Annotated in this window: 22 protein-coding genes; 11 read left to right on the top strand and 11 right to left on the bottom strand. The window is 59.8% G+C overall.

Annotated elements, in window-relative coordinates; all coding sequences use genetic code 11:
• Window positions 1–298: 298 nt before the first annotated feature.
• Window positions 299–754 (bottom strand): host attachment family protein, encoded by a 456-nt coding sequence (locus HYPGJ_RS18435; RefSeq protein ID WP_083984099.1) that lies wholly within the window; start codon window positions 752–754, stop codon window positions 299–301.
• Between the two features lie 195 nt (window positions 755–949).
• Between HYPGJ_RS18435 and HYPGJ_RS10615 the strand changes: the two genes are divergently transcribed.
• Window positions 950–2,842 (top strand): PAS domain-containing hybrid sensor histidine kinase/response regulator, encoded by a 1,893-nt coding sequence (locus HYPGJ_RS10615; RefSeq protein WP_046847151.1) that lies wholly within the window; start codon window positions 950–952, stop codon window positions 2,840–2,842.
• 51 nt (window positions 2,843–2,893) lie between these two features.
• Here the strand turns inward: HYPGJ_RS10615 and HYPGJ_RS10610 are convergent, their stop codons facing one another.
• Entirely contained in the window at window positions 2,894–3,622 is a 729-nt protein-coding gene (locus HYPGJ_RS10610; RefSeq protein WP_046847150.1) for a response regulator, read from the bottom strand.
• A 144-nt stretch (window positions 3,623–3,766) separates the two neighbouring features.
• On the opposite strand from HYPGJ_RS10610, the gene HYPGJ_RS10605 reads away from it, so the two are divergent.
• The gene (locus HYPGJ_RS10605) at window positions 3,767–4,459 is read left to right on the top strand and encodes a helix-turn-helix domain-containing protein (protein ID WP_046847149.1); all 693 of its coding nucleotides are present in this window, start codon (window positions 3,767–3,769) and stop codon (window positions 4,457–4,459) included.
• A gap of 74 nt (window positions 4,460–4,533) precedes the next feature.
• On the opposite strand, the gene HYPGJ_RS10600 is transcribed toward HYPGJ_RS10605, so the two are convergent.
• Window positions 4,534–5,670 carry a PAS domain-containing protein gene (locus HYPGJ_RS10600; RefSeq protein WP_244466091.1) on the bottom strand — a complete coding sequence of 379 codons (1,137 nt, stop codon included), beginning with the start codon at window positions 5,668–5,670 and terminating at the stop codon, window positions 4,534–4,536.
• A 91-nt stretch (window positions 5,671–5,761) separates the two neighbouring features.
• Between HYPGJ_RS10600 and HYPGJ_RS10595 the strand changes: the two genes are divergently transcribed.
• The 6 genes from HYPGJ_RS10595 (at window position 5,762) to HYPGJ_RS10575 (ending at window position 11,555) form a co-directional block, all read left to right on the top strand.
• Window positions 5,762–7,459: a histidine kinase gene (locus HYPGJ_RS10595; RefSeq protein ID WP_244466090.1), complete on the top strand. Its 1,698-nt coding sequence runs from the start codon at window positions 5,762–5,764 to the stop codon at window positions 7,457–7,459.
• 16 nt (window positions 7,460–7,475) lie between these two features.
• Window positions 7,476–8,144 (top strand): two-component system response regulator NarL, encoded by a 669-nt coding sequence (gene narL, locus HYPGJ_RS10590; RefSeq protein ID WP_046848322.1) that lies wholly within the window; start codon window positions 7,476–7,478, stop codon window positions 8,142–8,144.
• A gap of 121 nt (window positions 8,145–8,265) precedes the next feature.
• Window positions 8,266–8,430: a ChuX/HutX family heme-like substrate-binding protein gene (locus tag HYPGJ_RS18790; RefSeq protein ID WP_244466089.1), complete on the top strand. Its 165-nt coding sequence runs from the start codon at window positions 8,266–8,268 to the stop codon at window positions 8,428–8,430.
• A complete protein-coding gene (locus tag HYPGJ_RS10585; RefSeq protein WP_046847147.1) occupies window positions 8,431–9,120 on the top strand; it encodes an SDR family oxidoreductase in 690 nt (229 codons plus the stop codon).
• 305 nt (window positions 9,121–9,425) lie between these two features.
• A complete protein-coding gene (locus HYPGJ_RS10580) occupies window positions 9,426–11,018 on the top strand; it encodes a PAS domain-containing methyl-accepting chemotaxis protein (protein ID WP_052750877.1) in 1,593 nt (530 codons plus the stop codon).
• Window positions 11,019–11,084: 66 nt separating this feature from the next.
• Window positions 11,085–11,555: a chemotaxis protein CheW gene (locus tag HYPGJ_RS10575; RefSeq protein WP_046847146.1), complete on the top strand. Its 471-nt coding sequence runs from the start codon at window positions 11,085–11,087 to the stop codon at window positions 11,553–11,555.
• Window positions 11,556–11,635: 80 nt separating this feature from the next.
• Here the strand turns inward: HYPGJ_RS10575 and HYPGJ_RS10570 are convergent, their stop codons facing one another.
• The 6 genes from HYPGJ_RS10570 to HYPGJ_RS10540 all read right to left on the bottom strand — a co-directional run bounded on the left by HYPGJ_RS10570 (window position 11,636) and on the right by HYPGJ_RS10540 (window position 16,882).
• The gene (locus HYPGJ_RS10570) at window positions 11,636–11,869 is read right to left on the bottom strand and encodes a hypothetical protein (RefSeq protein WP_046847145.1); all 234 of its coding nucleotides are present in this window, start codon (window positions 11,867–11,869) and stop codon (window positions 11,636–11,638) included.
• 66 nt (window positions 11,870–11,935) lie between these two features.
• Complete coding sequence (locus HYPGJ_RS10565; protein WP_046847144.1) at window positions 11,936–12,181, bottom strand: hypothetical protein; 246 nt, start codon at window positions 12,179–12,181, stop codon at window positions 11,936–11,938.
• A 268-nt stretch (window positions 12,182–12,449) separates the two neighbouring features.
• The gene (cynS, locus tag HYPGJ_RS10560; RefSeq protein ID WP_046847143.1) at window positions 12,450–12,932 is read right to left on the bottom strand and encodes a cyanase; all 483 of its coding nucleotides are present in this window, start codon (window positions 12,930–12,932) and stop codon (window positions 12,450–12,452) included.
• 71 nt (window positions 12,933–13,003) lie between these two features.
• A complete protein-coding gene (locus tag HYPGJ_RS10555) occupies window positions 13,004–14,203 on the bottom strand; it encodes an NAD-dependent formate dehydrogenase (RefSeq protein ID WP_046847142.1) in 1,200 nt (399 codons plus the stop codon).
• Window positions 14,204–14,466: 263 nt separating this feature from the next.
• A complete protein-coding gene (locus tag HYPGJ_RS10545; protein WP_046847140.1) occupies window positions 14,467–15,375 on the bottom strand; it encodes a LysR family transcriptional regulator in 909 nt (302 codons plus the stop codon).
• A gap of 163 nt (window positions 15,376–15,538) precedes the next feature.
• Complete coding sequence (locus HYPGJ_RS10540; RefSeq protein WP_046848320.1) at window positions 15,539–16,882, bottom strand: sigma 54-interacting transcriptional regulator; 1,344 nt, start codon at window positions 16,880–16,882, stop codon at window positions 15,539–15,541.
• 178 nt (window positions 16,883–17,060) lie between these two features.
• Between HYPGJ_RS10540 and HYPGJ_RS10535 the strand changes: the two genes are divergently transcribed.
• The 3 genes from HYPGJ_RS10535 (at window position 17,061) to ilvD (ending at window position 20,074) form a co-directional block, all read left to right on the top strand.
• Window positions 17,061–17,546, top strand: a complete 486-nt coding sequence (locus HYPGJ_RS10535) for a hypothetical protein (RefSeq protein ID WP_046847139.1) — start codon at window positions 17,061–17,063, stop codon at window positions 17,544–17,546.
• Between the two features lie 25 nt (window positions 17,547–17,571).
• Window positions 17,572–18,036, top strand: a complete 465-nt coding sequence (locus HYPGJ_RS10530) for a hypothetical protein (RefSeq protein WP_046847138.1) — start codon at window positions 17,572–17,574, stop codon at window positions 18,034–18,036.
• Between the two features lie 208 nt (window positions 18,037–18,244).
• Entirely contained in the window at window positions 18,245–20,074 is a 1,830-nt protein-coding gene (ilvD, locus tag HYPGJ_RS10525) for a dihydroxy-acid dehydratase (RefSeq protein ID WP_046848319.1), read from the top strand.
• A 30-nt stretch (window positions 20,075–20,104) separates the two neighbouring features.
• Here ilvD and HYPGJ_RS10520 read toward each other — a convergent pair whose 3' ends face one another.
• Both HYPGJ_RS10520 and HYPGJ_RS19100 read right to left on the bottom strand, forming a co-directional pair.
• Window positions 20,105–21,856, bottom strand: a complete 1,752-nt coding sequence (locus HYPGJ_RS10520; protein WP_046847137.1) for a serine hydrolase — start codon at window positions 21,854–21,856, stop codon at window positions 20,105–20,107.
• A 203-nt stretch (window positions 21,857–22,059) separates the two neighbouring features.
• Complete coding sequence (locus HYPGJ_RS19100; RefSeq protein ID WP_143440512.1) at window positions 22,060–22,506, bottom strand: hypothetical protein; 447 nt, start codon at window positions 22,504–22,506, stop codon at window positions 22,060–22,062.
• Between the last annotated feature and the right edge of the window lie 8 nt (window positions 22,507–22,514).

The raw sequence follows: 22,514 nt of genomic DNA, 5'->3' as shown, positions 1-22,514 counted from the left end.
CGCTGCGGCCGGTCGATCACAGCGCGCTCGTCACGTAGCCCTGACAGGCCGATTGATCTGTTGACGGATCGTTCGTTCTCGGGCCTCAGGCTGTGTCAAGCACGGCCTCTGAGAGGGAGCCTTGTCTTTGGATAAAAGAGACAAGCTGCGCGTCGAAATCGCTCAGCGCATCATGTCGCGACTACGTTTGACGCAGGTTCCGATGCGTTATCGGAATCGGGTGTTTGCGGGACAGGCAGGTTCGGTCCGCAATGGCGCGGGATTGAAGTTTTCAGGAGATGCACTGTCGCGAGCGGCTCTAGCGAGAGGCGCCAAGCACGGTCTCGATGCGGGAAGCGATTTCGTTGTTTGGAATTTCGGCCGGATCTTCGTCGATCTCGGCGACGACTTTGCTTCGGACTTCCGGCTTGATCATCTTGCGGAGATTGCCCAGCATGGTGCCGGGGGCGATGATCACCAACCGGTCGAATGCTTCCTTGGCGGAGTGTTCCGCGAGCATCGTGGCGAGCTGGCTCGCGAACAAAGCTTCGAGGGCCGTGTTGGAAACTCTGCGCGAAGCGACACCGAGGCGGGCAAGTCCGGCGGAGCCGTAGAGACGCTCCGAAGGCGTCCTGCCGAGTTTACGGTCTGGCGCTTCCTCGCGTCGTGAGTTCGATCCGGAAATGACATGCACACTCTGGCGGTTTGCGGTCGTCTCCAGGATGCGGGCCTTGCCGCCATCCGTCACCAAGATCCATGTCCGCGTGTGTGTCATGCCGAGGCTGCGCGCTCATAGTGTATTTTCGTCCTCCAAATCTTTGCCGCGCATGCCGGGTGACGCCTTGATCGAAATCAGTAGAAATGGGGTGTTACTGGACCATGCATGAAGCAATTCGGCAATGGTTCTGCTAAGCTGAGCCGTTACGTCAGATGCCTATCCAATACGTGAAATGAAGGAAAAAGCCGGCCGATGCTGCAGGCGCTTCTCAAATCCGCCGTCGTGGCGATCCTGGCGATCGATGATCGCGGGCGGGTGCGGACGGTCAATCCGGCCGCCGAGCGCATGTTCGGCTATACGGCGGAAGAGATGCTCGATCGCAACGTCAGCATGTTGATGCCGGAGCCGTACCGCACGCAGCACGACCACTACATGGAGCGGTATGTCCAGACTGGCGAGAAAAGGATCATCGGCATCGGCCGCGAGGTTGCGGGCCAACGCAAGGACGGATCGATATTTCCGATCCACCTTGCGGTTGGTGAATTCGAGATGCAGGGCGAGCGCTTCTTCTCCGGCATTATCACGGATTTGAGCGCGCATGCCCGATTGCAGGCGGAGATCGACCGCCAGTCGCTGCTGTTTCAGGCCGTGTTTGACTACGTGCCAGAGACGCTGGTGATCTCGGCGCCCGAGGGACAGATCGTTCTCATCAATCCCGCCGCAACGCGCATGTTCGGCTATAGCGCGAGCGAAGCGATCGGGCTCGACTGGACGACGCTTTTCGATGCGCCGCCGGATAAGGTGCAACTTGAAAAAGAGATTGCATCGAAACATGCGGCCGACGGCGGAAGCGTTGAGATTTCAACGGTACTCCGCCGCAAGGACGGGCGCACGTTTCCGGCGCAGGGGCATATCGCCGTCATTGCGGGCGCTGACGGGACGCAGATGGCGGTGGTCAGCCTGTTCCGGGATATGACCGATGAGATGAAGCGGCGGGAGAGCTCGCTCAGGCTGCAGAAGCTCGAAGCCGTGGGGCAGTTGACGGGCGGCATCGCGCATGACTTCAACAATCTGCTGACGATCATTTCCGGCAATCTCGAATTGCTGGAAGGAACGATCGAAAATCTTGATGATCGTGAGCTTCTCTCGCGGGCGATGCGGGCTGCCGACTCGGGAGCGCGTCTGACCCGGAGACTGCTGACGTTTGCGCGCCGCCGGCAACTGGCGCCGGAGGTGATCAATCTCAACGAGCAGGTTCGGAGCATGACCGAACTTCTGCATCGCACGCTTGGCGCGACCATCGATCTGCAGACGAGCTTCGCGCGTGATTTGTGGTTGACGCGCGCGGATACGGGTGAGGTCGAATCCGCGGTTATCAACCTCGCGATCAACGCGCGCGATGCGATGCCCAATGGCGGCAAACTCGCCATCCGCACCAGCAATGCGACGCTGGAAGGCGACGAGGTCGGCTTCGAGGGTTCGCTGGCGGCGGGCGACTATGTGCGCGTCTCGGTATCGGACAATGGCGCCGGAATGACGAAGGACGTGCTCGGGCGTGTTTTTGAGCCTTTCTTCACGACGAAGCCACCGGGACGCGGAACGGGATTGGGGCTCAGCACCATCTACGGTTTCATCAAACAATCCGGTGGTAGCATCACGATCTACAGCGAGCCCGGAGCGGGCACGACCGTGAACCTCTATTTCCCGCGATGCCTCGATTATCCGGGCGCCGTCGTTTCCGTGGCGGACGCGGCAAAGGAGGAACGAGGTCGTGGCGAGCGCATCTTGGTCGTTGAAGACAACGGCGACGTACGTGCGTTGACAGTTCAGCGTCTCGAACGTCTCGGCTACGAAGTGGTGGAGTTTCCCACGGGGACGGCGGCGCGCGAAGCGCTCATGGGCGGATTGAAGGCCGACCTCGTATTCAGCGACATCATCATGCCGGGCGGGATGACGGGGGTCGATCTCAGAAACTGGATCGGCGCGTTCGATCCGGCTCTGCCAGTGATCTTGACGACGGGTTTTGCGGGAGACGCCGGCGATATCGCCACGATCGCCGATGAATGGCCGATCCTGCGCAAGCCTTATGGGCAAAGAGACCTTGCTGAAATCGTCCGGAAAACGCTGGAGAAGCGCAAGGCTTGAGCGTGCAGCCGTTGACTATTCGCGGCAGAGTTCATTGAGACGGGGCGCAGACTAGGCTTTTCGTCGCCTGACATCGCAGGTGAACATATATCCGATGCCGCGGATGGATTTGATCTTCGGCGACGCGTTTGACCCGTTGTCGATCTTGCGGCGCACTCTGCTGACCAATGCATCGATCGAACGATCGAGCGGCGAATAGTCGTGCCCCTTCAAGATGTCCATGATCTCGTCGCGCGTCAGAGCGCGATGCGGGCGGCGCGCGAACATCTCAAGGAGGTTGAATTCGGCGGTCGTCAATTCGCGTGACACGCCTTTTTCGTCTTTGAGTTCGCGGCTGGTGGCGTCCAACGACCAACCGCCGAATTCGTAGATCTCGTGCGCCGGGGAGGATGTCGTCGCGGCGGCGCGGTTGCCGCCGTCGTGCCGTCGCAGGACGGAGCGCACGCGGGCGAGAACCTCGCGGAGGTTGAACGGCTTCGAGATGTAATCGTCGGCTCCGATCTCGAGGCCGACAATGCGGTCGACGGTGTCGCCTTTGCCGGAGACCATCACGATCGGGACATCGTGCTTGGCCCGGATTTCGCGGGCGAGGGAGAGTCCATCTTCCTGCCCAAGGGCCAAATCCAGCGTGACGAGGCTGACGATACCCTCATTCAGCGCGGCGCGCGTCGCTGCGGCATCGGCTGCTTCGGCCACGGCATACCCTTCGCGCTCGAAGCACGTCCTCAGCAGACGCCGAATTTCGGGTTCGTCGTCAACAACCAGGATTTTCGTTGTCACGTCAGCTCTCCGAGGGGCATGGCGCGGTGAGTGTATAGATTACAAATTGTTACAATTCTTTACCGTTAAGGCAAACCTGGGCGAAAGCTATCGGCTTCTATGGTCTCGATTGATGCCGCCGTTCGCGAGCCAAGGAGAGCGGATATGCTGGGTGCAACAACTGTTCATGATGCTTTTCCGTACAACCCTCATCAGGGGCTATCGCGAAACTCGGGCGTAAGGAAGCGTGATGGGTTCGAGCATGCCACGATCCGAAGGCTGCGAGCCAAAGAGTACATTTTCTGCGAAGGCGATCCGAGAACGCAGGTCTTTTATGTCGAGCAAGGGGTCGTCGCGCTTTCGAAAGTGCTGGGTGACGGGCGCCGACAGGTCATCGATTTCGCTTATCCCGGTGATTACATTGGGCTTGGCCTTCACGGCGAGTACATTTTCGACGCGCAGGCCACTTGCGCCGCAAAGGTTAAATGCATCCCGGCCACGGCCCTTGAAGAAGCAGCCGCGTCCGATCCTGACCTCGCGCTGACGCTCTATAAGGCGGTATCGGCCGAGCTTGCAACCGCCCGCAACCTGCTTGTTTGCGTCGGCCAGGGCACGGCGATGGAGCGCATTGCCGCTTTTCTCGTCAGGTTGAGTGACCGCGCAGCGAGTTCGGGGCGGAATGGCAGCGCCTTCAGCCTGATGATGCGCCGCTCGGATATCGGCGATCTTCTGGGCCTGACGATCGAGACGGTCAGCAGAACACTGACGAAGTTGCGCAGCATGGGCGTGATCGAGATCGTCAACTCGACCGAGGTACACGTTCTCGATGAGGTGAAGCTCGAGCAACTCTCGGCTTGATCTGATCACCCACGACAGTCGATTGGGACCAAGGCCGCATTCTCAGCGGCCTTTTTTATGAGTGCCGGCTTTCTTCACGACGGCAGCGGCTCGTCGAGAATCAAGTCGTGGAACCCTTCGAGCACGACGCGCGCTTTGGCGCTGTCGTCGGCGATCACTCTGATGAAGCCTTCGAGCGCCAGCAGTTCGCCGCTCACGGAATAGACTCCGCGCCCTTGCTCCCAGATCCATTTTACCCGGCCAGACCTGTCGATGATGCGATAGACGAGCTGGAAGTTGCGCTTCAGCATGACCTGCTTGTGCACGTGGTTCCACGCGTAGTCGCGGTCGTCGGGAAACATGATGTGCTGGAAATACAGGTTGGGGTCGTTCACCAGATGATACGGCTCGTACCCGGTGACTTCGAGGCAGCCGTCGCTGGCAAACTCGAAGCTCCAGTTGCGGTCACTTTTGCATCGATAGACCATGCCCGGAATGCTGTTGAGCAGTGTGCTCAGAGAGCGCCGCACCGCGCGTAGGCGCGCTTCGATTTCCTTCTGCTGATTTATGTCCGTCAATGTTCCGATGACGGTGCGATCCGAACCGCTGACGCTTCTGGCGCGCATATCGAGCCAACGGGATGTGTGATTGCGCGCGATCATGCGCAGCTCCATCCGGCAGGTGTCGCGGCTGCGGCGCAGCAAACCGCTGATCTGGGCGTCGACCAAAGGGCGGTCTTCGGGATGCACGAATGTACCGAAAGGCTGATTGAGGCTGTCGGCGATCGTGTAGTCCAGCAAATTCTCCCACGATGAGCTGAGCATCGAGATGTTTCCATCGCCGTCGATCGTAAAGACGATCTGCTCCATGTGCTCGACGATCTGGCGGTAGTCGACCGGCATAAGGCGATCTCTTGGGAGCGCTTGCGCGGTAGGTCCGGGTGCCTCGTTCGGAGGGTCGAGCTGGGCTGCCGAGCCGAGCGGTTTAATTGTTTGCGGAGTCGAGTCCGGTTTGATCTTTGTCAATACAGGCTGGGCCAGTTCCGGATCATCATCGCTCGATTTTATTTGTTCGCCGCGTCGAACAATCGGGACGAGCACCAGAACGATAACGCCAACGAGTATCGCGATCGCTCCCAGACCGAAGAGGGCGAATGCTTGTATGGTGCTGAAAATGAGCATCGTCATGAGCACGACCAGTCCGATGACCACCGAAACAGCGCGTTCCTTCACGCAGTCCCGCTTCGGCGATCGCGGAAATTATTCTGCTTATATCAGCCGTGTGCGTAAAGCATTAGATCGTTACCCGCTATATTTTCGAACTGTGGGCTTGGTTGTGATCGCAGCGTTTGCGGCGCTGACTCTTTTCACGGCATCGTGGTACTTGTCGAATTACGGCGCGGCTATCGGCGATGCATTGCGCAAGCTGCATGCAGCCGAGGTTTCATTGCTTGCGCAGCCGCTCGAGGGTGCGAAGGATCAAAACGCATCCGCCGTTGCAGATCTCATTGGCTCTGGCGTTTTCGACGATCAGATCATTGTGCGAGAGTCGGACGTCAATCTCGACGTCCTAAAGGACGGTCAGCAGCGCAAAGGCGAAGCAGCCTCTCGCGATGCGATCGAGCTGCTGCGGCAGGCGGGGCTCAATCTTCAACGGAATTTCGAGGCGAGGCGTACGCAGGTCGCGTTTCTGCAGCTGTTGAGCTTTTGCGTTTTGCTGTTTTGCCTCGCTCGTCTGAGCGTTGGGTCTCGGCGGGTTCTCGTTGATCGCGTGGATGGCATCGCGGGTGCGGTGTGCGCTGGCGGCGCACACTCTAACAATCGAGCGCACCGCGATGAGATTGCACGGATCGAGGAACGCGTTGGCCGCTTGCTGACCGAGATCGCAAATTCGGGTGCAAGCAAGGAAACGCGTAACTCCCTCGAGCGCATGACGCGCATTCAAGATTATCTTTCGAATGCCATGAGCGTGATGCTTCGGCATCCGTTTGGCGACGGAATGCTTCGGAAAATTCTCTATGCGCTGGAGCGTACGCTCGATTTGCAGAACACGGCGATCGTTTTTTCCGAGGACGCGGCGGTGTTTCATTCCGGACGATGCCTATTCTCGAACCGGGAGCCGGCGGCGCTGTCGAAGCAGTTCGAAGCGGAGATATCTCAGGCCGGAGCCGGGACCATCGTTGAAGAGCATTCGGAAGAATTGCGCACGCGCAGAGTGGGTCTCGGATTCGTCGATGCGACGGGCGAAACGAGCGTGCTGCTGATCGAGTTGTCGGGCGATCGGACGCTGGAAGCGCTCGAGATCAAGACGCTACGTATTACGGCCAGCCTGCTCTCGATGGCGGCGAAACTCGATGGGCACGATCAGGAGGCCCGACGTATTGCCGTGCTTGAAGAGCGCGCCGCGATCGCGCGAGAGCTGCACGACTCGCTGGCACAGTCCTTGTCCTTCATGAAGATCCAGCTCGCGCGGTTGCAGTCATATCAGAACAACGTGACCAGCGAGTCCCGTGAGCAGACGAAGGCCATCACAAGCGAATTGCGCCATGGGCTGGACAATGCGTACCGGGAATTGCGCGAGCTGCTTGCCACCTTCCGTGTTCACATGGACATCCGGGGGCTCGATTTTGCGATTGCGTCCGCGATCGAAGAATTCAGTCAGAGGTCGGGCCTGCCGATCGCTCTGGATAACAGGCTCACCGGTGCCACGCTAACGGTGAACGAGGAATTTCATGTCCTGCATGTCGTGCGCGAGGCGCTGAGCAACATCCTGCGCCATGCGCGCGCGACCAACGTCTGGATCACGATGGACGTTCGACGGAATGGGGAAGTGACCGTAACAATCGATGACGACGGGATTGGATACCGCCCGGCGGAAACCAAGGAAACGTCGCATCATGGGCAGACGATTATGAAGGAGCGCGCTTTCAGTCTCGGCGGAGCGATCGATATCGGTCCGAGGCCGGAAGCCGGTACGCGCGTGACACTGACGTTCACACCGCAGAAATTGCAGTATCAATGATGTTCAGGTGCCGATCATGATCAAGGTTGTCCTCATTGATGATCATCCGTTGTTTCGCAAAGGCGTTCGGCAAATGATCTCGCAGGACCCAAACTTCAGGGTTGTCGGGGAGGCGGCGTGCGGACAGCAGGGCATCGAACTCGCCCTGGCGTTGAACCCAGATATCGTGCTGATCGACATCAACATGAAGGGCATGACCGGGATCGATACGCTTCGGCACTTGAAGGCGACGCATCTTCTTGCGCGCTATATCATTCTGACGGTCTCGAACTCAGAAGACGATCTGATCGAGGCGCTTCGTGCAGGCGCCGACGGTTATCTGCTCAAGGATATGGAGCCGGAAGACTTGTGCACGAACCTGCTCAAGGCTTCGAGCGGGGCCACGGTTCTACAAGACACGCTGGCGGAAGTTTTGAAAAGTGCGCTGCTTTCGCCGGTCATCGCCGGAAGCTCCGGGGAGGAACTTCTGACGCCGCGCGAGCGCGAGATTCTCGAATGTCTGGCGGAAGGGCTGAACAACAAGACCATTGCGCGCAAACTCGGGATCAGCGATGCGACGGTGAAGGTTCACGTCAAAAACGTTTTGCGCAAGTTAAACCTCGCGAGCCGGCTTGAAGCTGCCGTGTGGAAGCATCGCCTGAAGCAGCCGAACCCAAGCGGAAAGATCGATCGCGGGCTGCACTGACGGCCGCTCGTTCGGTCGGTTGCGATCCCTAAAACGTCATTGCGAATTTGAGCGCAGCTTTGATGCGATGGCGCGCGTTTGCGCCGTTGCGTGAACTTTCGGTGCCGGGCTAGAGAATACGGTGCCGGCCGTTCAGGGGACGATGTCGGTGCAGTTCTTCAACGCCGACGGAGAAGCGATGTTCAAGATTTTTGTTGGGCGCGACAAGGACCGCCACTTCAAGGCCGGTCAGGTCGCGCGGTTCGGGGCGCTCGAAGGCAGATTTGGTTCGGGTGGTGAGGTGTAGATGCGTCCTCTTCTGATTTTCGGCGCAAGCCGTGGTGTCGGCCTCGCGCTGGCCCGGCTGCTGCGCCGGCGGGACGTTCCGGTAACGGCTATGCTGCGTTCCGGCTCTGCGAGAGATGAACTCGCGGCCCTCGGCGTTCGGATTGTGCATGGTGATGCGATGTCGCGCGAGGATGTCGCCGCTGCGTTCGCGTGTCTACCGGCTGGATGCGATGTGGTGTCGACGATCGGTGGGCGCACGCCGGATGGCATCTATGTCGATGAGGTTGGCAACATCAACATCATCGACGCCGCCGCGGCTCATGGCGCCCAACGCTTCGTTTTCGTCACGTCGATCGGTTGTGGCGACATGGCTCCGTTTCGCTCCGAGCGTGTTATCGCCGCGTTTGGCGCGACCGTCGATGCCAAGACGCGGGCCGAGAACCATCTGCGACGCGTGATCCCGTCTGCGACGATCATCCGTCCCGGCGGACTTCGCTCAGATCCGGGAACGGGGCGGGGCATCCTCACGCAGGATCCGGAGACGCATGGCTTCATCAATCGCGATGACGTCGCCGAACTGATCGTCCGTGTGCTGGATGATCCGGCGGCGATCGGGCAGACCTTTGCGGCGGTTGACGCCGATAATGCGCAGTCGGTCAATCCGATCAGGCCGTTCGAGTTGCGGCCCGCGTTGCCATTTGTGTCGTAGGGCGATGATTGTAATTGCGGGGCATCGACGGCTTTATGATGCCCCCGCTCGCTGTTTTAAGTTTATTATCTGTAAACTAATATTCGGATAACTTCAGCACACGGAGCGACTGATCGACACGATCAGGGCATGAAGCCGCCTCTCTCCGTTCCGGTCTGCCCGGGATGATTTGATCCGCCTTCCAACTTTCTCGTGCACGAATCGCCCGATGATCTATCGGCGTCGATCCTTTGCGCGCGTTTTCTTGACGACCACGGCCGCATGATCCTGCGCAGCTCAGACGTTATCCGGAGATGATCCCCCCGATGTTTTTGAAATGGACGCGCCAGGCAGAACCCGAGCAGGCCAAACAGGGGGATGTCGAAACTGTCGTTGTGGATCCGGCAGAAGCGGAGCGAATCAAGGATCTGGAAGCAAAAGTCGCCGCCATGAACCGGTCGCAGGGGGTCATCGAGTTCAACCTCGACGGCACAGTCATTCAGGCCAACGAGAACTTCCTGTCCGTTCTCGGCTATACAGCGGAGGAAGTCGCCGGGCGTCATCACCGCATGTTTGTGGACCGTGAATACGCGGCGAGCGACGATTATCGCAACTTCTGGGACCGTCTCAATCGCGGAGAGTTCGTCGCCGAGAAATTCCGCCGGATCGCCAAGAGCGGCAAGGATGTCTGGATTCAGGCCTCCTACAATCCGATGTTCGATGCCAACGGCAAGGTTTACAAGTTCGTCAAGTTCGCGACTGACATCACGGCTGCCGAAGAGGAGCGCACGCGTAACGAGCACGATCGTGAAGAGCTTGCGGCGCGTCAGGACGAGGTCGTCAAGGCGCTCGGAAACGGGCTGCACCAGCTCACCGAAGGCAAGCTGACGTTCCGTATCAACGAGGCCTTCCCGCAAGAGTATGAGCAACTTCGGAGCGATTTCAACGTCGCGATGAGCAAGCTGCAGGATGCTCTCAAAGGCATCGGCATTAATGCGAACGCGGTCCGTTCCGGCGCCGCTGAACTTGCCGGCGGGTCCGATGATCTTTCGCGGCGTACGGAACAGCAGGCTGCGTCTCTCGAAGAAACCGCAGCTGCGCTGAACGAGATCACGACAACCGTCACCAAGACGGCGGAAGGTTCGAAGCAGGCGAGCGCGACCGTCAGCACGGCACGTTCCGAGGCCGAGCGTAGCGGCGAGATCGTCCGTCAGGCGGTGACGGCGATGCAGCAGATCGAGGCTTCATCGCGCAAGGTTTCGCAGATCATCGGCGTCATTGATGAGATTGCCTTCCAGACCAATCTTCTGGCGCTGAACGCAGGCGTCGAAGCGGCGCGCGCGGGCGATGCCGGACGTGGCTTCGCGGTCGTGGCGAGCGAAGTTCGAGCGCTGGCGCAGCGCTCGGCTGAAGCCGCGAAGGAGATCAAGGGCCTTATTTCCACCAGTTCGCACCAGGTCGAAACCGGGGCAAAGCTGGTCAGCGAGACAGGCGATGCCTTGAACCGCATCGTCCTGCGGGTGAACGAGATCAGCGATCTCGTGCGTCACATCGCGACCGGCGCCGAAGAGCAAGCAACGAGCCTGAGCGAGATCAACAAGGCCATCGCTCAAATGGATGAAGGCACGCAGCAGAACGCGGCGATGGTCGAGGAGAGCACGGCCGCGGTCCATGCCCTGGCGGCGGAAGCCGACACGATGGCGAGTCTCATGGCGAACTTCGACATCGGTGAAAAAGATACCCTGCGCAGGGATCTCGAACGTGCCGCTCCGCATGCCTTCCGGAACGCGCCGAGTTCTGCGGCGGGACGAGCCGCTGCGTCGCGACCGCAACGGGCGGCGGCGCGGTCTGCAGTCAAACCGGCCGCATCGGCCCGCAAGGTCGTCAACGGCGCGGATGATGGCTGGACGGAATTCTAATCGCTACCGGAAATGGAGAGGGTTCGGTTCGGCCGAGCCCTCAAACCTTGTCCAAGGGATGAGATCATGACGACGACGCTAACGAAATCCGACGGGACTCAGGCTCGCGAACTGATCGCGTTTCGGCTGGGACAGCAGGAATTCTGTCTCGATGTGATGAACGTTCGCGAAATTCGCGGCTGGACGCCGGTGACGCCGCTTCCGCACGCGCCGAGCTATATGCTCGGCGTCATCAATCTCCGCGGAACGGTGCTGCCGATCATCGATCTTTCCGCGAGGATGGGGTTCGCTCCCGCCGAACCCTCGACACGCCATGCCATCATGGTCGTCGAAATGGGCAAGCAGGTGATCGGATTTCTGGTCGATGCTGTCTCGGAAATCTTCAGCGGAAAGGACGACGACATTCAGCCGACGCCGGATGTCGCCTCAGCTGCCACGCGCAATCTGATTCAAGGCGTCATCGCAGGCGAGGGGCGGATGATCAGTGTTCTCTCGCTCGACAGGATTGCTGCCACATCGGAAGTGATGGCTGCGTAAGATAAGGGGCTCAACGATCGAGGCGATGCGGAATGGTGTTCCGCATCGTTTGAACTCTGTTGCCGACTGCGCGACGCGCATTAATAGCGATGGAAAATTTCGAGTTCGTGGGTCGTCGCGAACGCATCCAGCCGCTGACCCTGGTGTGGGAAGGCCTTCTCGTCCCAATCAATCCGCCATTCCTGAAACTCTTCATTGAAGTGAGCTTCGGGAAATTCCTTCAGGAGCAGCTCGGTCAGCCCGCCCTCCCTGGGCAATGCAAACGCATGACTTGGAGGTTTGTCGAAATGGTGGGCCTCCTTAGCATGATGCATGCGAGTTCTCCGAGAAAAGCGCCGATTTAAAGGGATTTGGGAATCGCCGGGCGGGTTCCCCAGGACTCAGCACTTATCGACGTGGACTACGGATGCGCCGTTGTCGTGAAAAAACGCCTCGAGGCGTGCGTTGGAGACGGCGTATGTGCCCTTCTTCCAGACCATGCGCCATTCCTGAGCGGACTCGTCGAATGCGGCTGTCGGGAAGGCCTTTTGAAATCGCTCCGCGAGTTCGCCGTCGCGAGGCATCGCGATGGAATGCAGTTCGCACATCTTGGTCAGGGTAACGTGCTTCTCGCTGGCGTCCGTCATCGCGTTCTAAAATCCTTTTCCTTATCGTCTTAAGATGGATCTAGCCGGCTCGGAGAGCGCGCATCGTCCATGCCAGCGTTCGATGCAGAGCAAGGGCTGCGAACGCCTATTCATAGCCTAGCGACTATATTGAATATTTGCAGCGTTCAAAAGCGCGCACCATGAGCCAAATCAAATTGAAAAATGCCGGCCCTGCTGCTGCGTCGCAGCAACGTGACCGGCACTCTAAATATCCATCTTATAATGGCGGTACAGGAGAAGGCGGACGCTAGTCTTCCTTCGTTCCGGTCTCCTGGATGCCTTCCTCGTTACCGTAATACTTGTACGGCAGGAACTTGCCTGACATCGATATTTGCACCCTATCGCCTTTGGCGTGCGGCTGGCGTTCGATGCTCATGTCGAAATCAATCGCCGACATGATGCCGTCGCCGAATTCTTCCTCGATCAAGGCTTTCCAAGCCGGTCCATTGACCATGACGAGTTCGTAGAACCGATAGATCAGCGGATCGGTCGGGGGCATTGGCATGCCGCGGTACGGCACTTCATTGAGCAGGCGCTCCTCGCTTTCCGACAAACCGAAAAGGTTGGCTGCTTTCTTTGCCAGCGGTTTGACGAGCTTCTGCTGTCCGAGCAATGCGCCGACGACAAGGACGGGCGAAATACCTCCGACCGCATCGGTGATGTGCTTCCAGCTCCAACCCTTCGCACGCTTGATATCAAGAATCTTCTCGGTCAATTGATCGCGACGCATGGTGCTCTCCAAGATGGTGATGAGGCGGCGAGCGTCGCCGCTCGCCGCCGATTGTCATGTGACTTGAAGTTCTAGCGCTTGAATTTCGCGGCTTCTTCAGAGCCGCCCGTGGCGTTGCCGGCGCTGTAGGAATGCGCTCCGACGCCCGCAAGCTTGCCGCCCTGGACGATCAGGTATTCGTTGCGGATCGGCTTGTTCGCGAAATAGCACTCGAGGATTTCGCGCGTTCCAGCCGCATAGCGGGCCTGCGCCGACAGCGACGTGCCGGAGATGTGCGGGGTCATACCGTGATGCGGCATCGTCCGCCACGGATGATCCTGCGGAGCCGGCTGCGGGAACCAGACGTCGCCGCCGTATCCTGCGAGCTGACCGCTTTCGAGAGCGCGCACGATCGCGTCGCGATCGCAAAGCTTTCCGCGAGCGGTATTGACCAAGTACGCGCCGCGCTTGAAGTTCTTCAGCGACTTGTCATTGATCATGTGCTCGGTTTCAGGATGCAATGGGCAATTGAGCGTCACCACATCGCAAACCTTCGTCAAGCTTTCGAGGCTCGTGTGATAGGTGAGGTTCAACTCCTTCTCGACGGCTTCGGGCAGACGATGGCGATCGAGATAATGCAGGTGGACATCGTGAGGCTTCAGCAGGCGCAGAACGCGCAGGCCGATGCGGCCGGCGGCGACGGTGCCGATGTGCATTCCTTCGAGGTCGTAGGAGCGGCTTACGCAATCGGCGATGTTCCAGCCGCCTTTGATCACCCAGTTGTAGGACGGGATGTAGTTGCGAACGAGCGCGAGCATCGTCATTACGACGTGCTCGGCAACGCTGTTGCTGTTGCAGTACGTGACTTCAGCAACGGTGATGCCGCGATCCATCGCAGCCTGAAGATCGGTGTGGTCCGATCCGATGCCGGCCGTGACGATCATCTTCAGCTTCGGCGCCTTGGCGATGCGTTCGGCTGTCATGTAGGCGGGCCAGAACGGCTGCGAGATGACGATCTCAGCGTCATGCAGTTCCTGGTCGAGCTTGGAATTTGCGCCGTCCTTGTCGGACGTGACGACGAGTGTGTGGCCGTTGCTTTCTAGAAACTTGCGCAGGCCGAGTTCGCCCGAAACGCTGCCGAGGAGTTCTCCGGGCTTGAAGTCGATGGCCTGGGGCGTGGGCGCGGTTTGCCCGTCAGGGTATTTGGTGATGACGGGGATATCATCCCGCGCGTAGGACTTCGGAAGCCCGCCGATGGGGTCATCGTAGAGGACACAAACGACTTTTGCCATTTTCATATTCCTTCATGGACTAGGGCATGAGGGAGCGCCCCCGCACTCGCGTGCAGGTGGATTACTTTTATGATGAGGGGCTGGTTGCGGATCAGCCCTCGGCTAATCGCGTTTGCTGCTCCTCGCGCTTCCTCACCTCGACGGCGTGGCAATGTCTCTTGCCGTTGTCGCGCGTTAAGGTTGGCGCGACTGTCGGGGCGTGCGCCAAAATCGTCAAACAAATGGATTTTGTCGTTTGATCGATGCCATCGATCACGTCGTTGTCAGCTCGCTGCGAGCAGAGCGTCTTCGAAATCGAGGCGTTTTGCGCATTGCAACAGAGCATGCGCCAGCGGTGGCATTGGATCGCGATCGGATGTGACCAGGCCGATGTTTTGTGAATGAATTGGATCGATGAGGTCGATCGATACGAGATCTTTGCATTCGGAAAACAGGTACGAAAACGTGTGCGGGACGATGCTCGACCACACGCCGCTGCAGACGTAGGAACAGACGGCTAAGAACGAGTTCGTCGTTACGGTCGGAGCGAGCTTGAGCCCAGCTGAACGGGCGATATTGTTAAGGACGCGCCGGTTCTGCATGCTTTCGTTCAGCAGGCACAGATTCTCGTTCGAAGCGTCCTGCCACGTGATGCTCGGCAGTTTTGCGAAGGGGCCGTGTGCGCTCGTAACGAAGACGTATTTTTCTTCGTAAAGCCGGCATTTACGGACGTTCACCAAGGGTTCGTTGTCGAGATAGGTCAAGCCCGCATCGAGTTCGAACTTGTCGAGGCCGCTTTGAATTTCGACCGACGTCATCGAGTTGACGTCGACGGAAACGTGCGGATGCTTGGCACTGAATGCTGCGGTCAGCCTCGCGAGAGCCGGAATGGCTGCCGGAATGACGCCCAGGCGCAACGTGCCTTTGAGGCCGTCGCGCAATCCTTCGACGTCCTGTTTCAGGCTTTCGTAGTCGACGATGATTTGGGCTGCCCACTCGACGACGCGCTCGCCCTCGGGTGTCAGCCCCATGAAGCGAGGCTCGCGAATGACGAGCCGCATATCGAGTTCGCGTTCGAGCGCCTTCAATCCGGCGGAGAGCGTCGATTGGGTAACGTTGCATTTCTCGGCCGCGCGCGCGAAGTGCTTTTCACGAGCCAGCGTCACAAGGTAGGTCAATTGACGAACAAACATCGGTTGCGCGCTCGATTTTGAGGGTAGCGTCGAAACAAACTTATATATAGCGTTTCGGCTATATCGAAGAACAAGTTAAATTATCCATGAAGTTCGTCGAGACCCATGGCTGGCTCCGGATTTAGAACGTTTCGCAATGGCAGCCGGTTTTTGATGAGATAACTTACGACGTTACGATCGACGGCTCCAGCTGTCCCACCGCAGCTTGCAGCGAGCGTCTGCTGCCTTGATCAAGGCCCAACGCTTCAAACGTTCGCTCCAGATATTGGAGAAAAACCCGCCAATCGCTTGCCGTAATCGGGAGGTGCGCGTGGGCGCTTACCATGTCACGCCCGGCGTAACGTGTGGGCCCGCCAAGCTCTGAACAGAGATACTGAATCAGAAGTTTTTCTTCCTGGCGGATACCGACGATGCTGCGATCGGACCAGAACCGGCCGACTTGCGGATCTGCCTGCATGCGGCCAAGAAGGTCACGCGCCAGCGCGGTGATCGTCGCGCGCCCTCCGATCCGCAAATACAGCGAGTCTGCTGCGGGTCGCTGAATGTCCAAAGCTTTGAGACGCGACGCCAGGGTCGATGGATTCATGCGCAGAAGTTCCGCTGCGCCGCCCTTGCCGGATACACGCCATTTCGCGACTTCCAGTGCGGCAATCAGATTATTGCGTTCGAAAGACAGCACTTCATCGGCGGTGACGTAGTCGCCATCGACGGTTTCGGTTGGCGTGCGCGGAAGAGCGGCTGCCCTCGGTTTCGGAGCGGGCGGCAGGACGGCGTCCAAATCCGCGCTGCCAAGAATAATGACGCGCTCGAGGACGTTGCGGAGCTCGCGAATGTTTCCCGGCCAGTCGTAAGCGCAGAGCTGGCGCACTTGCTGCTTAGAAAGACGCGGCGGTTTGCGCCGCAAGCGGCCTGCGATCTCGGCCAGGATGTGATCCGAAAGCATGCCGATGTCGTCGGCGCGCTCTCGCAGAGGAGGAACCTCGATCGGAAACGTACTCAGCCTGTAGTAAAGATCGGGCCGGAATCTTCCGGATGCCGCATCGTCCGCCAGGCATCGATTGGTCGCCGCGATCACCCGGACATCGACTTGCCGGGTCTGGTCGTCGCCGACGCGCTCGAAGGACATTTGCTGAAGCGCGCGCAAAAGCTTTCCCTGCAGCTCAGGTGGGATCTCTCCGACTTCGTCGAGGAGCAGTGTTCCCTGATGCGCGGTTTCGAGCCGCCCCTTGCGGTCGCGCGTTGCGCCGCTGAAGGCGCCCTTCACGTGGCCGAAGAATTCGCTTTCGAACAAGTCTCTCGGGACGGCCGCGCAGTTCACGACGACCAGCGGTTGGCGCGCGCGCCGGCTACGTTCGTGGATGCGGCGGGCGATGAGTTCCTTGCCGACGCCGGACTCGCCGAGGATGAGAACCGTTGCATCGGTCAGCGCGACGGCATCCGCGCGCTCCACACATTGCCGGAGACTTCGGCTTTGTCCGATGATGGCAGAAGAGCTGTTATCGGTCATTGCGAGATTTCGCATTTGTTTGCGATTTCTCACGATAGCGTGGTTATGACATTTCGCAAATGAGTTCGGCGCAAATTTCGTGGAGGGTGTAACTCCGTTATAACGCTGATGATTTTCCGTTGGACGGGATGTGGCACGCAAAATGCTCTCTCACTCACCAAAACTAGGGAGAGGTTGAATGCTCAAAGCATCCATTTTTCTGTCGGCTCTTTTTCTTGCAGCGCAGACCGCGAGCGCGGCTGAGGTCGGATCGAATGTGACGCCGTTGTCCTTCGGCAAGGATCAGACAATCGTCGACATCGGCAAGGCCGTCTGGGGCCCGCTCAAAGTCGAGGGATTGCCGGAAGGGGGCGAGATCGCAGTCCTCAGAGGCGACCTTTCCAAGGGCGACGCCGAGGTGCTTTTGCGGTTTCCGCCGGGATACGTGGTTCCCAATCACAGCCACACGTCGGACGAGGTTTATCTCTGGTTGAGCGGAGCTTTCACGCTCATAGCGCATGATGGAACGAGGACGGCATTCAATGGGCCAGCCTACATCAGCTTTCCCGGCAATGCGCCTCCGCATGGCTTGGAATGCGGAGCCTCCGCGCCGTGCGTTCTCTATCTGAAGTATTCGCGGCCGTTCGATATCCAGTATTTCCCCGAACCGCCGCCGAAGCGATAGGTGTTGCAGCCGTCAGGAAGCAGCGATGGGCTTTCATAATGCGCATTACTTCGGGGCGCTCGCCGTTGTGGCGATGGCGTTCCTGTCGAGCGAAACGCAGGGCACGGGGTTGAACCATGTCCTGCAGCCCGGCAGCTATGAGGTCGAGGTGATCGCAGAAGATCCGGCGACCAAAGCACAGCAGACGGTTCGCAAGGTCGAGCGCTGCCTCGAAGCCCCCGCGATCGTCAAGCACGAGGTCTTTGCCATTCTCAGCGATATGCCGGCGTCGGACTGTCCGAAATACGAGGTCTGTGCCGGGGAAACGCGAACCGGTTTCATCGCGCAGTGTGCGTCGGCGGACATATCGAGCGCGGTTGGCATGTTCGCTCTCGAACCCACGGCCTTTCGTGGCCGCATCGAGATCAAGGATGCGGCCGGAAAATTGAAGAACGTCGAAATCCAGTACGGGCGGCGGACAGGGGCATGCGACGGGGCGGCAGCGCCGTAATCAGGCGAAAATGGCTGCTGTGGTATCGCTAGAACGCCTGCCGCGACGGCGCTGAGCGGGGAGCGGGCATTAGCGCCGCGTTAACCCCCACGGCGTGTTACCGCATTGCCAACACAACTGGTATGCTGCCAATCGTGGTGAAGCACGGTGACAATTGCGTCGCGGCGTGCTCATCCTAAAATCGCTGTTCAACAACACGGACTTTGACATGCCTCCCTATCGTTCACGAACGACGACTCACGGCCGGAACATGGCGGGGGCCCGCGGTCTGTGGCGCGCGACCGGCATGAAGGATGAGGACTTCGGCAAGCCGATCATCGCGGTCGTGAATTCGTTCACGCAGTTTGTTCCGGGGCATGTGCATCTCAAGGACCTCGGTCAGCTGGTTGCGCGCGAGATCGAGCGGGCGGGCGGCGTCGCGAAGGAGTTCAATACCATCGCTGTCGATGACGGCATCGCGATGGGCCACGACGGCATGCTCTATTCGCTTCCCTCGCGAGAGCTGATTGCGGACAGCGTCGAGTACATGGTCAATGCGCACTGCGCCGACGCGATGGTGTGCATTTCCAACTGCGATAAGATCACGCCCGGCATGCTGATGGCGTCGCTGCGCGTCAACATTCCGACCGTCTTCGTTTCCGGCGGACCGATGGAAGCGGGCAAAGTCGTTCTCGGCGGCAAGCAGCACGCGCTCGATCTCGTCGACGCTATGGTCGCGGCGGCCGACGACAGCGTTTCGGATGAAGACGTCAAGACGATCGAGCGATCGGCGTGCCCGACGTGCGGGTCGTGCTCGGGCATGTTCACGGCCAATTCCATGAACTGCCTCACAGAGGCGCTGGGTCTCGCATTGCCGGGCAACGGCTCGACGCTTGCGACGCATGCGGATCGCAAGCGGCTGTTCGTCGAAGCGGGGCACCTCATCGTCGATCTGGCGCGCCGCTATTATGAGCAGAATGACTCCAGCGCTTTGCCGCGCTCGATCGCGAGCTTTGCGGCGTTCGAGAATGCGATGACGCTCGATATCGCGATGGGTGGCTCGACCAACACGGTTCTGCATCTACTTGCGGCGGCGCATGAAGCCGACATTCCTTTCACCATGCAGGATATCGACCGGCTGTCGCGCCGCGTGCCGTGTCTGTGCAAGGTCGCGCCGGCGAAGTCGGACGTTCACATGGAAGATGTGCATCGCGCGGGCGGCATCATGGCGATCCTCGGCGAACTGGATCGTGCCGGGCTGCTCGAGACTGAGCTTCCGACGGTGCATTCGGCAAGTCTCGGCGAAGCTCTAGCGCGCTGGGATATCAAGCAGACCAACGGCGAAACGGCCTATAAATTCTATAGCGCAGCGCCGGGCGGCGTGCCGTCGCAAGTCGCGTTCAGCCAGGAACGCCGGTACTCGGAGCTTGATCTCGATCGCGAGAAGGGCGTCATCCGCGATAAGGCGCATGCGTTCTCGCAGGATGGCGGGCTGGCCGTTCTTTACGGGAACCTCGCCGAGGACGGCTGCATCGTGAAGACGGCTGGCGTGGACGATAGCCTGCTGACGTTCTCGGGCCGCGCGCGCGTGTTCGACAGTCAGGACGCGGCGGTGTCTGCCATTCTCGGGGGCGATATCAAGCCGGGCGACGTCGTCGTCATTCGCTACGAAGGTCCGCGCGGCGGTCCGGGCATGCAGGAGATGCTGTATCCGACGAGCTATCTCAAATCGAAGGGTTTGGGCAAAGCCTGTGCGCTCGTCACCGACGGGCGGTTCTCGGGCGGATCGTCCGGGCTTTCGATCGGGCACGTGTCTCCGGAAGCCGCGGAAGGCGGTGCGATCGGGCTGATCCAAGATGGCGATATGATCGATATCGACATCCCCAATCGCAAGATCGATCTCAGGGTCGATGACAAGGAACTCGGAGAGCGTCGCGCCAAGCAATCGGCGATCGGGTGGCAGCCAACCGTGCCGCGCAAACGGCAGGTTTCGAAAGCACTCCGGGCTTACGCCGCGATGGCGACGAGTGCCGCGAAGGGTGCAATTCGCAACGTCTGATCTCTACGAGCTGGCGCGTGGTGAGTGGATCTATTGTCCAGCCATCACGAAGCAATCGACGCCTTTGCGGCGTAGCTCCGTGCATGTCGATGCGGCGCGACCGGCGTCGAAGCCTGCGAAACGGGCACGGAAAATCTGGCGGCCGTTGGCTGTCGCCGGGTGGGTGACGGACGGAACACCGGCCAGAAGCTTTTTGGCGCGGTCCTGCACGGAATTGAGCGCGCGCTGGGCCTCTGCGATCGAGCCGTATGCGCCGATCTGGACTTCATAAGCCCCGGCTGCGGCGCTGACACGTGTGACCTGCCGTTGCTCGTACTGTGGCTGAGCTGGCGGCGGTTGCGACCGGCCCGTTAAGGCCCACGCCTGCGCATTGAGCGTCGAAGGCGGCAGGCCGCGCTGGCGGGGTTCGGACGGCTGTGCGTCGCCGATAGCCACCGGAGGCGGCGCGGGAGCAGGCTCGGTTTCGGCCACAGGCGTCGAGGCCGCGGCAAAAGCCACGGGTTTCGCGGCGGGTCGCGCGATCGGCTTGGCGGCGGGAGCAGGCTTACGCGCTGCCGTGCCGGACGTGCCGAGCATTTCCGCGCGCTGGCCAAGGCGTTCGGCAGCGGCAAGGAACCCGGCATCGTCGCTGTGATCGGCACTTGCGGTCTGGACGACGCCAGTTTCCGGCGCTTCGCCGGTGTCCGGGCGTGACTCCGGAGCGGAATCCTGAGGCGTGTCCTGCATATCCGTCGTTTCGCCGGCATCCGGCGCGGCGGGTTTCGCCGTCATTGGGACGGGTTTGACCTTGAAAATCTGGATCGGCGTTTCGCGGCTTTTTGCTTCAGCGAAGCGCGGCGCCGGTTTTGCGGATAGCGGTTCCGGCTCGGCGGCCGCAACGTTAGTCGGCTTCGGCGTGCGCAGGGATGGGCGCGGCGCAGCTTTCGGCGCACCTTTGAGTTTGGCAACCAGCATCGGCTTGCGTGTTTTCGCTGTCGAGGCGCGCGTGAAGGCTTTCGTCAACAGAACGCGCATCTCGGCGTTGCGCGCCGCTGCCGTCGAGCCGCCGAATACGACGCCGACGAGATGGCGGCCGCCGCGATGCACGGACGTTACGAGGTTGAACCCGGAAGCTCGCGTATAGCCGGTCTTGATGCCGTCGACGCCCTGGAACGTGTTGAGCATCGTGTTGTGGTTGCGGTACGACTTGCCGCGATACGCGAAGGTGCGGGTCGAGAAGACCTGGTAGTGCACCGGGAAATCGTCCATCAGGCGCAACGCCAGAATTGCCATATCGTGCGCCGTGGAGACGTGATCGTCGTCAGGCAGTCCGGACGGGTTCTCGAAATGCGTCTTCGTCATACCCAGGTCGCGGGCGCGGGTGTTCATCAGCCGGACGAAGTTCGCTTCCGTGCCGCCGATCTTCTCGGCGAGCGCAACGGCTATGTCGTTGGCCGATTTCGTGACGACGGCCTTGATGCTGTCGGCGACAGAAATTTGAGCGCCGGGTTTGAGATCGAGCTTGGATGGCGCAGCGTTCGCGGCGCGCTCTGAAATTGTGATCATGTCCGACATTTTCAGCCGGCCGCTCTCGATGAGCTCGAACGTGAGGTAGAGCGTCATCATCTTGGTGAGGGAAGCCGGATGGCGAATGGCATCGCCGTCGTCATTGTGCAGGACCGCGCCGGAGTTCACGTCCAGCACGAACGCGGCGTGCTTCTGCGGGGCTGCCGCAGCGCGCGCCGGGACGGCTCCGGAAAACGCCAGACATAGGAGCGCAAACGCAAACGCCCGTCGGAACACGACGCTAATCCCTCTAACCGCCCGAAGGAGCGGCCCGCTTGACTGCCTGTTGCGCCGCGAGTTCGCCAAATTTGGCTCCCGCGGGTTTGCCCCACCCAGATTTTCGAGCAGAGCACTGTTTTTAGGCACCTTTTGGGCGCGGGAGCACCGGCCCGCACATTCAAGGAGCTTATAGACTGTATCGCGGAGGGGCTGCGGTAACGTTAAAAACCGCGGTAAATATCGGGTAACGGCACGTCCTGAAACGGGAATGGGCAAATTGTGTCGGGAACGGCGGAGGGGGCGAGCTTGGAAGAATTCAGATCTTTCCAGCAGAGCGGGTGGACGGCTCCTCGGAGACAACCCGCTTGCGGTTGATCGAAAGCTTCGATGACATCATTCGAACGGAAAATTTGCGAATTGCGATGCGACACCCCACTTTGCCCATTCTGTTTTTTGCCTGGGCGATGCTTATATTGAGATCCAAATTCGTGTGGGCGCGTTCTGTTGGATATTTGGCGAAACGCATTGGTAGCCGTCTGGGCCCGGGTCTGGGCAGTGGAGCGCAGCTTTTCTGCCTCGCCCGCGTCCGTATTGGCGGCTAGGTTCCGAAGGATAGAAGGATTCGGGACTTCCTTGAGGCGGGAGATGAAGACGAGAAATTTGCCCATTGCTGCGT

The organism is Hyphomicrobium sp. GJ21 (assembly GCF_001006785.1).
In the GTDB taxonomy this organism is placed as follows: domain Bacteria; phylum Pseudomonadota; class Alphaproteobacteria; order Rhizobiales; family Hyphomicrobiaceae; genus Hyphomicrobium_B.
This window is presented reverse-complemented; position numbering and strand designations above follow the sequence as displayed.

Coding starts and splice junctions, on each gene's coding strand:
- narL (WP_046848322.1), top strand. CDS start 7,476: ATGATCAAGGTTGTCCTCATTGATGATCATCCGTTGTTTCGCAAAGGC.
- cynS (WP_046847143.1), bottom strand. CDS start 12,932: ATGCGTCGCGATCAATTGACCGAGAAGATTCTTGATATCAAGCGTGCG.
- HYPGJ_RS10535 (WP_046847139.1), top strand. CDS start 17,061: ATGCTCAAAGCATCCATTTTTCTGTCGGCTCTTTTTCTTGCAGCGCAG.
- HYPGJ_RS10530 (WP_046847138.1), top strand. CDS start 17,572: ATGGGCTTTCATAATGCGCATTACTTCGGGGCGCTCGCCGTTGTGGCG.
- HYPGJ_RS18435 (WP_083984099.1), bottom strand. CDS start 754: ATGACACACACGCGGACATGGATCTTGGTGACGGATGGCGGCAAGGCC.
- HYPGJ_RS10575 (WP_046847146.1), top strand. CDS start 11,085: ATGACGACGACGCTAACGAAATCCGACGGGACTCAGGCTCGCGAACTG.
- HYPGJ_RS10545 (WP_046847140.1), bottom strand. CDS start 15,375: ATGTTTGTTCGTCAATTGACCTACCTTGTGACGCTGGCTCGTGAAAAG.
- HYPGJ_RS10580 (WP_052750877.1), top strand. CDS start 9,426: ATGTTTTTGAAATGGACGCGCCAGGCAGAACCCGAGCAGGCCAAACAG.
- HYPGJ_RS10540 (WP_046848320.1), bottom strand. CDS start 16,882: ATGACCGATAACAGCTCTTCTGCCATCATCGGACAAAGCCGAAGTCTC.
- HYPGJ_RS19100 (WP_143440512.1), bottom strand. CDS start 22,506: ATGGGCAAATTTCTCGTCTTCATCTCCCGCCTCAAGGAAGTCCCGAAT.
- HYPGJ_RS10585 (WP_046847147.1), top strand. CDS start 8,431: ATGCGTCCTCTTCTGATTTTCGGCGCAAGCCGTGGTGTCGGCCTCGCG.
- HYPGJ_RS10570 (WP_046847145.1), bottom strand. CDS start 11,869: ATGCATCATGCTAAGGAGGCCCACCATTTCGACAAACCTCCAAGTCAT.
- HYPGJ_RS10615 (WP_046847151.1), top strand. CDS start 950: ATGCTGCAGGCGCTTCTCAAATCCGCCGTCGTGGCGATCCTGGCGATC.
- HYPGJ_RS10555 (WP_046847142.1), bottom strand. CDS start 14,203: ATGGCAAAAGTCGTTTGTGTCCTCTACGATGACCCCATCGGCGGGCTT.
- HYPGJ_RS10605 (WP_046847149.1), top strand. CDS start 3,767: ATGCTGGGTGCAACAACTGTTCATGATGCTTTTCCGTACAACCCTCAT.
- ilvD (WP_046848319.1), top strand. CDS start 18,245: ATGCCTCCCTATCGTTCACGAACGACGACTCACGGCCGGAACATGGCG.
- HYPGJ_RS10565 (WP_046847144.1), bottom strand. CDS start 12,181: ATGACGGACGCCAGCGAGAAGCACGTTACCCTGACCAAGATGTGCGAA.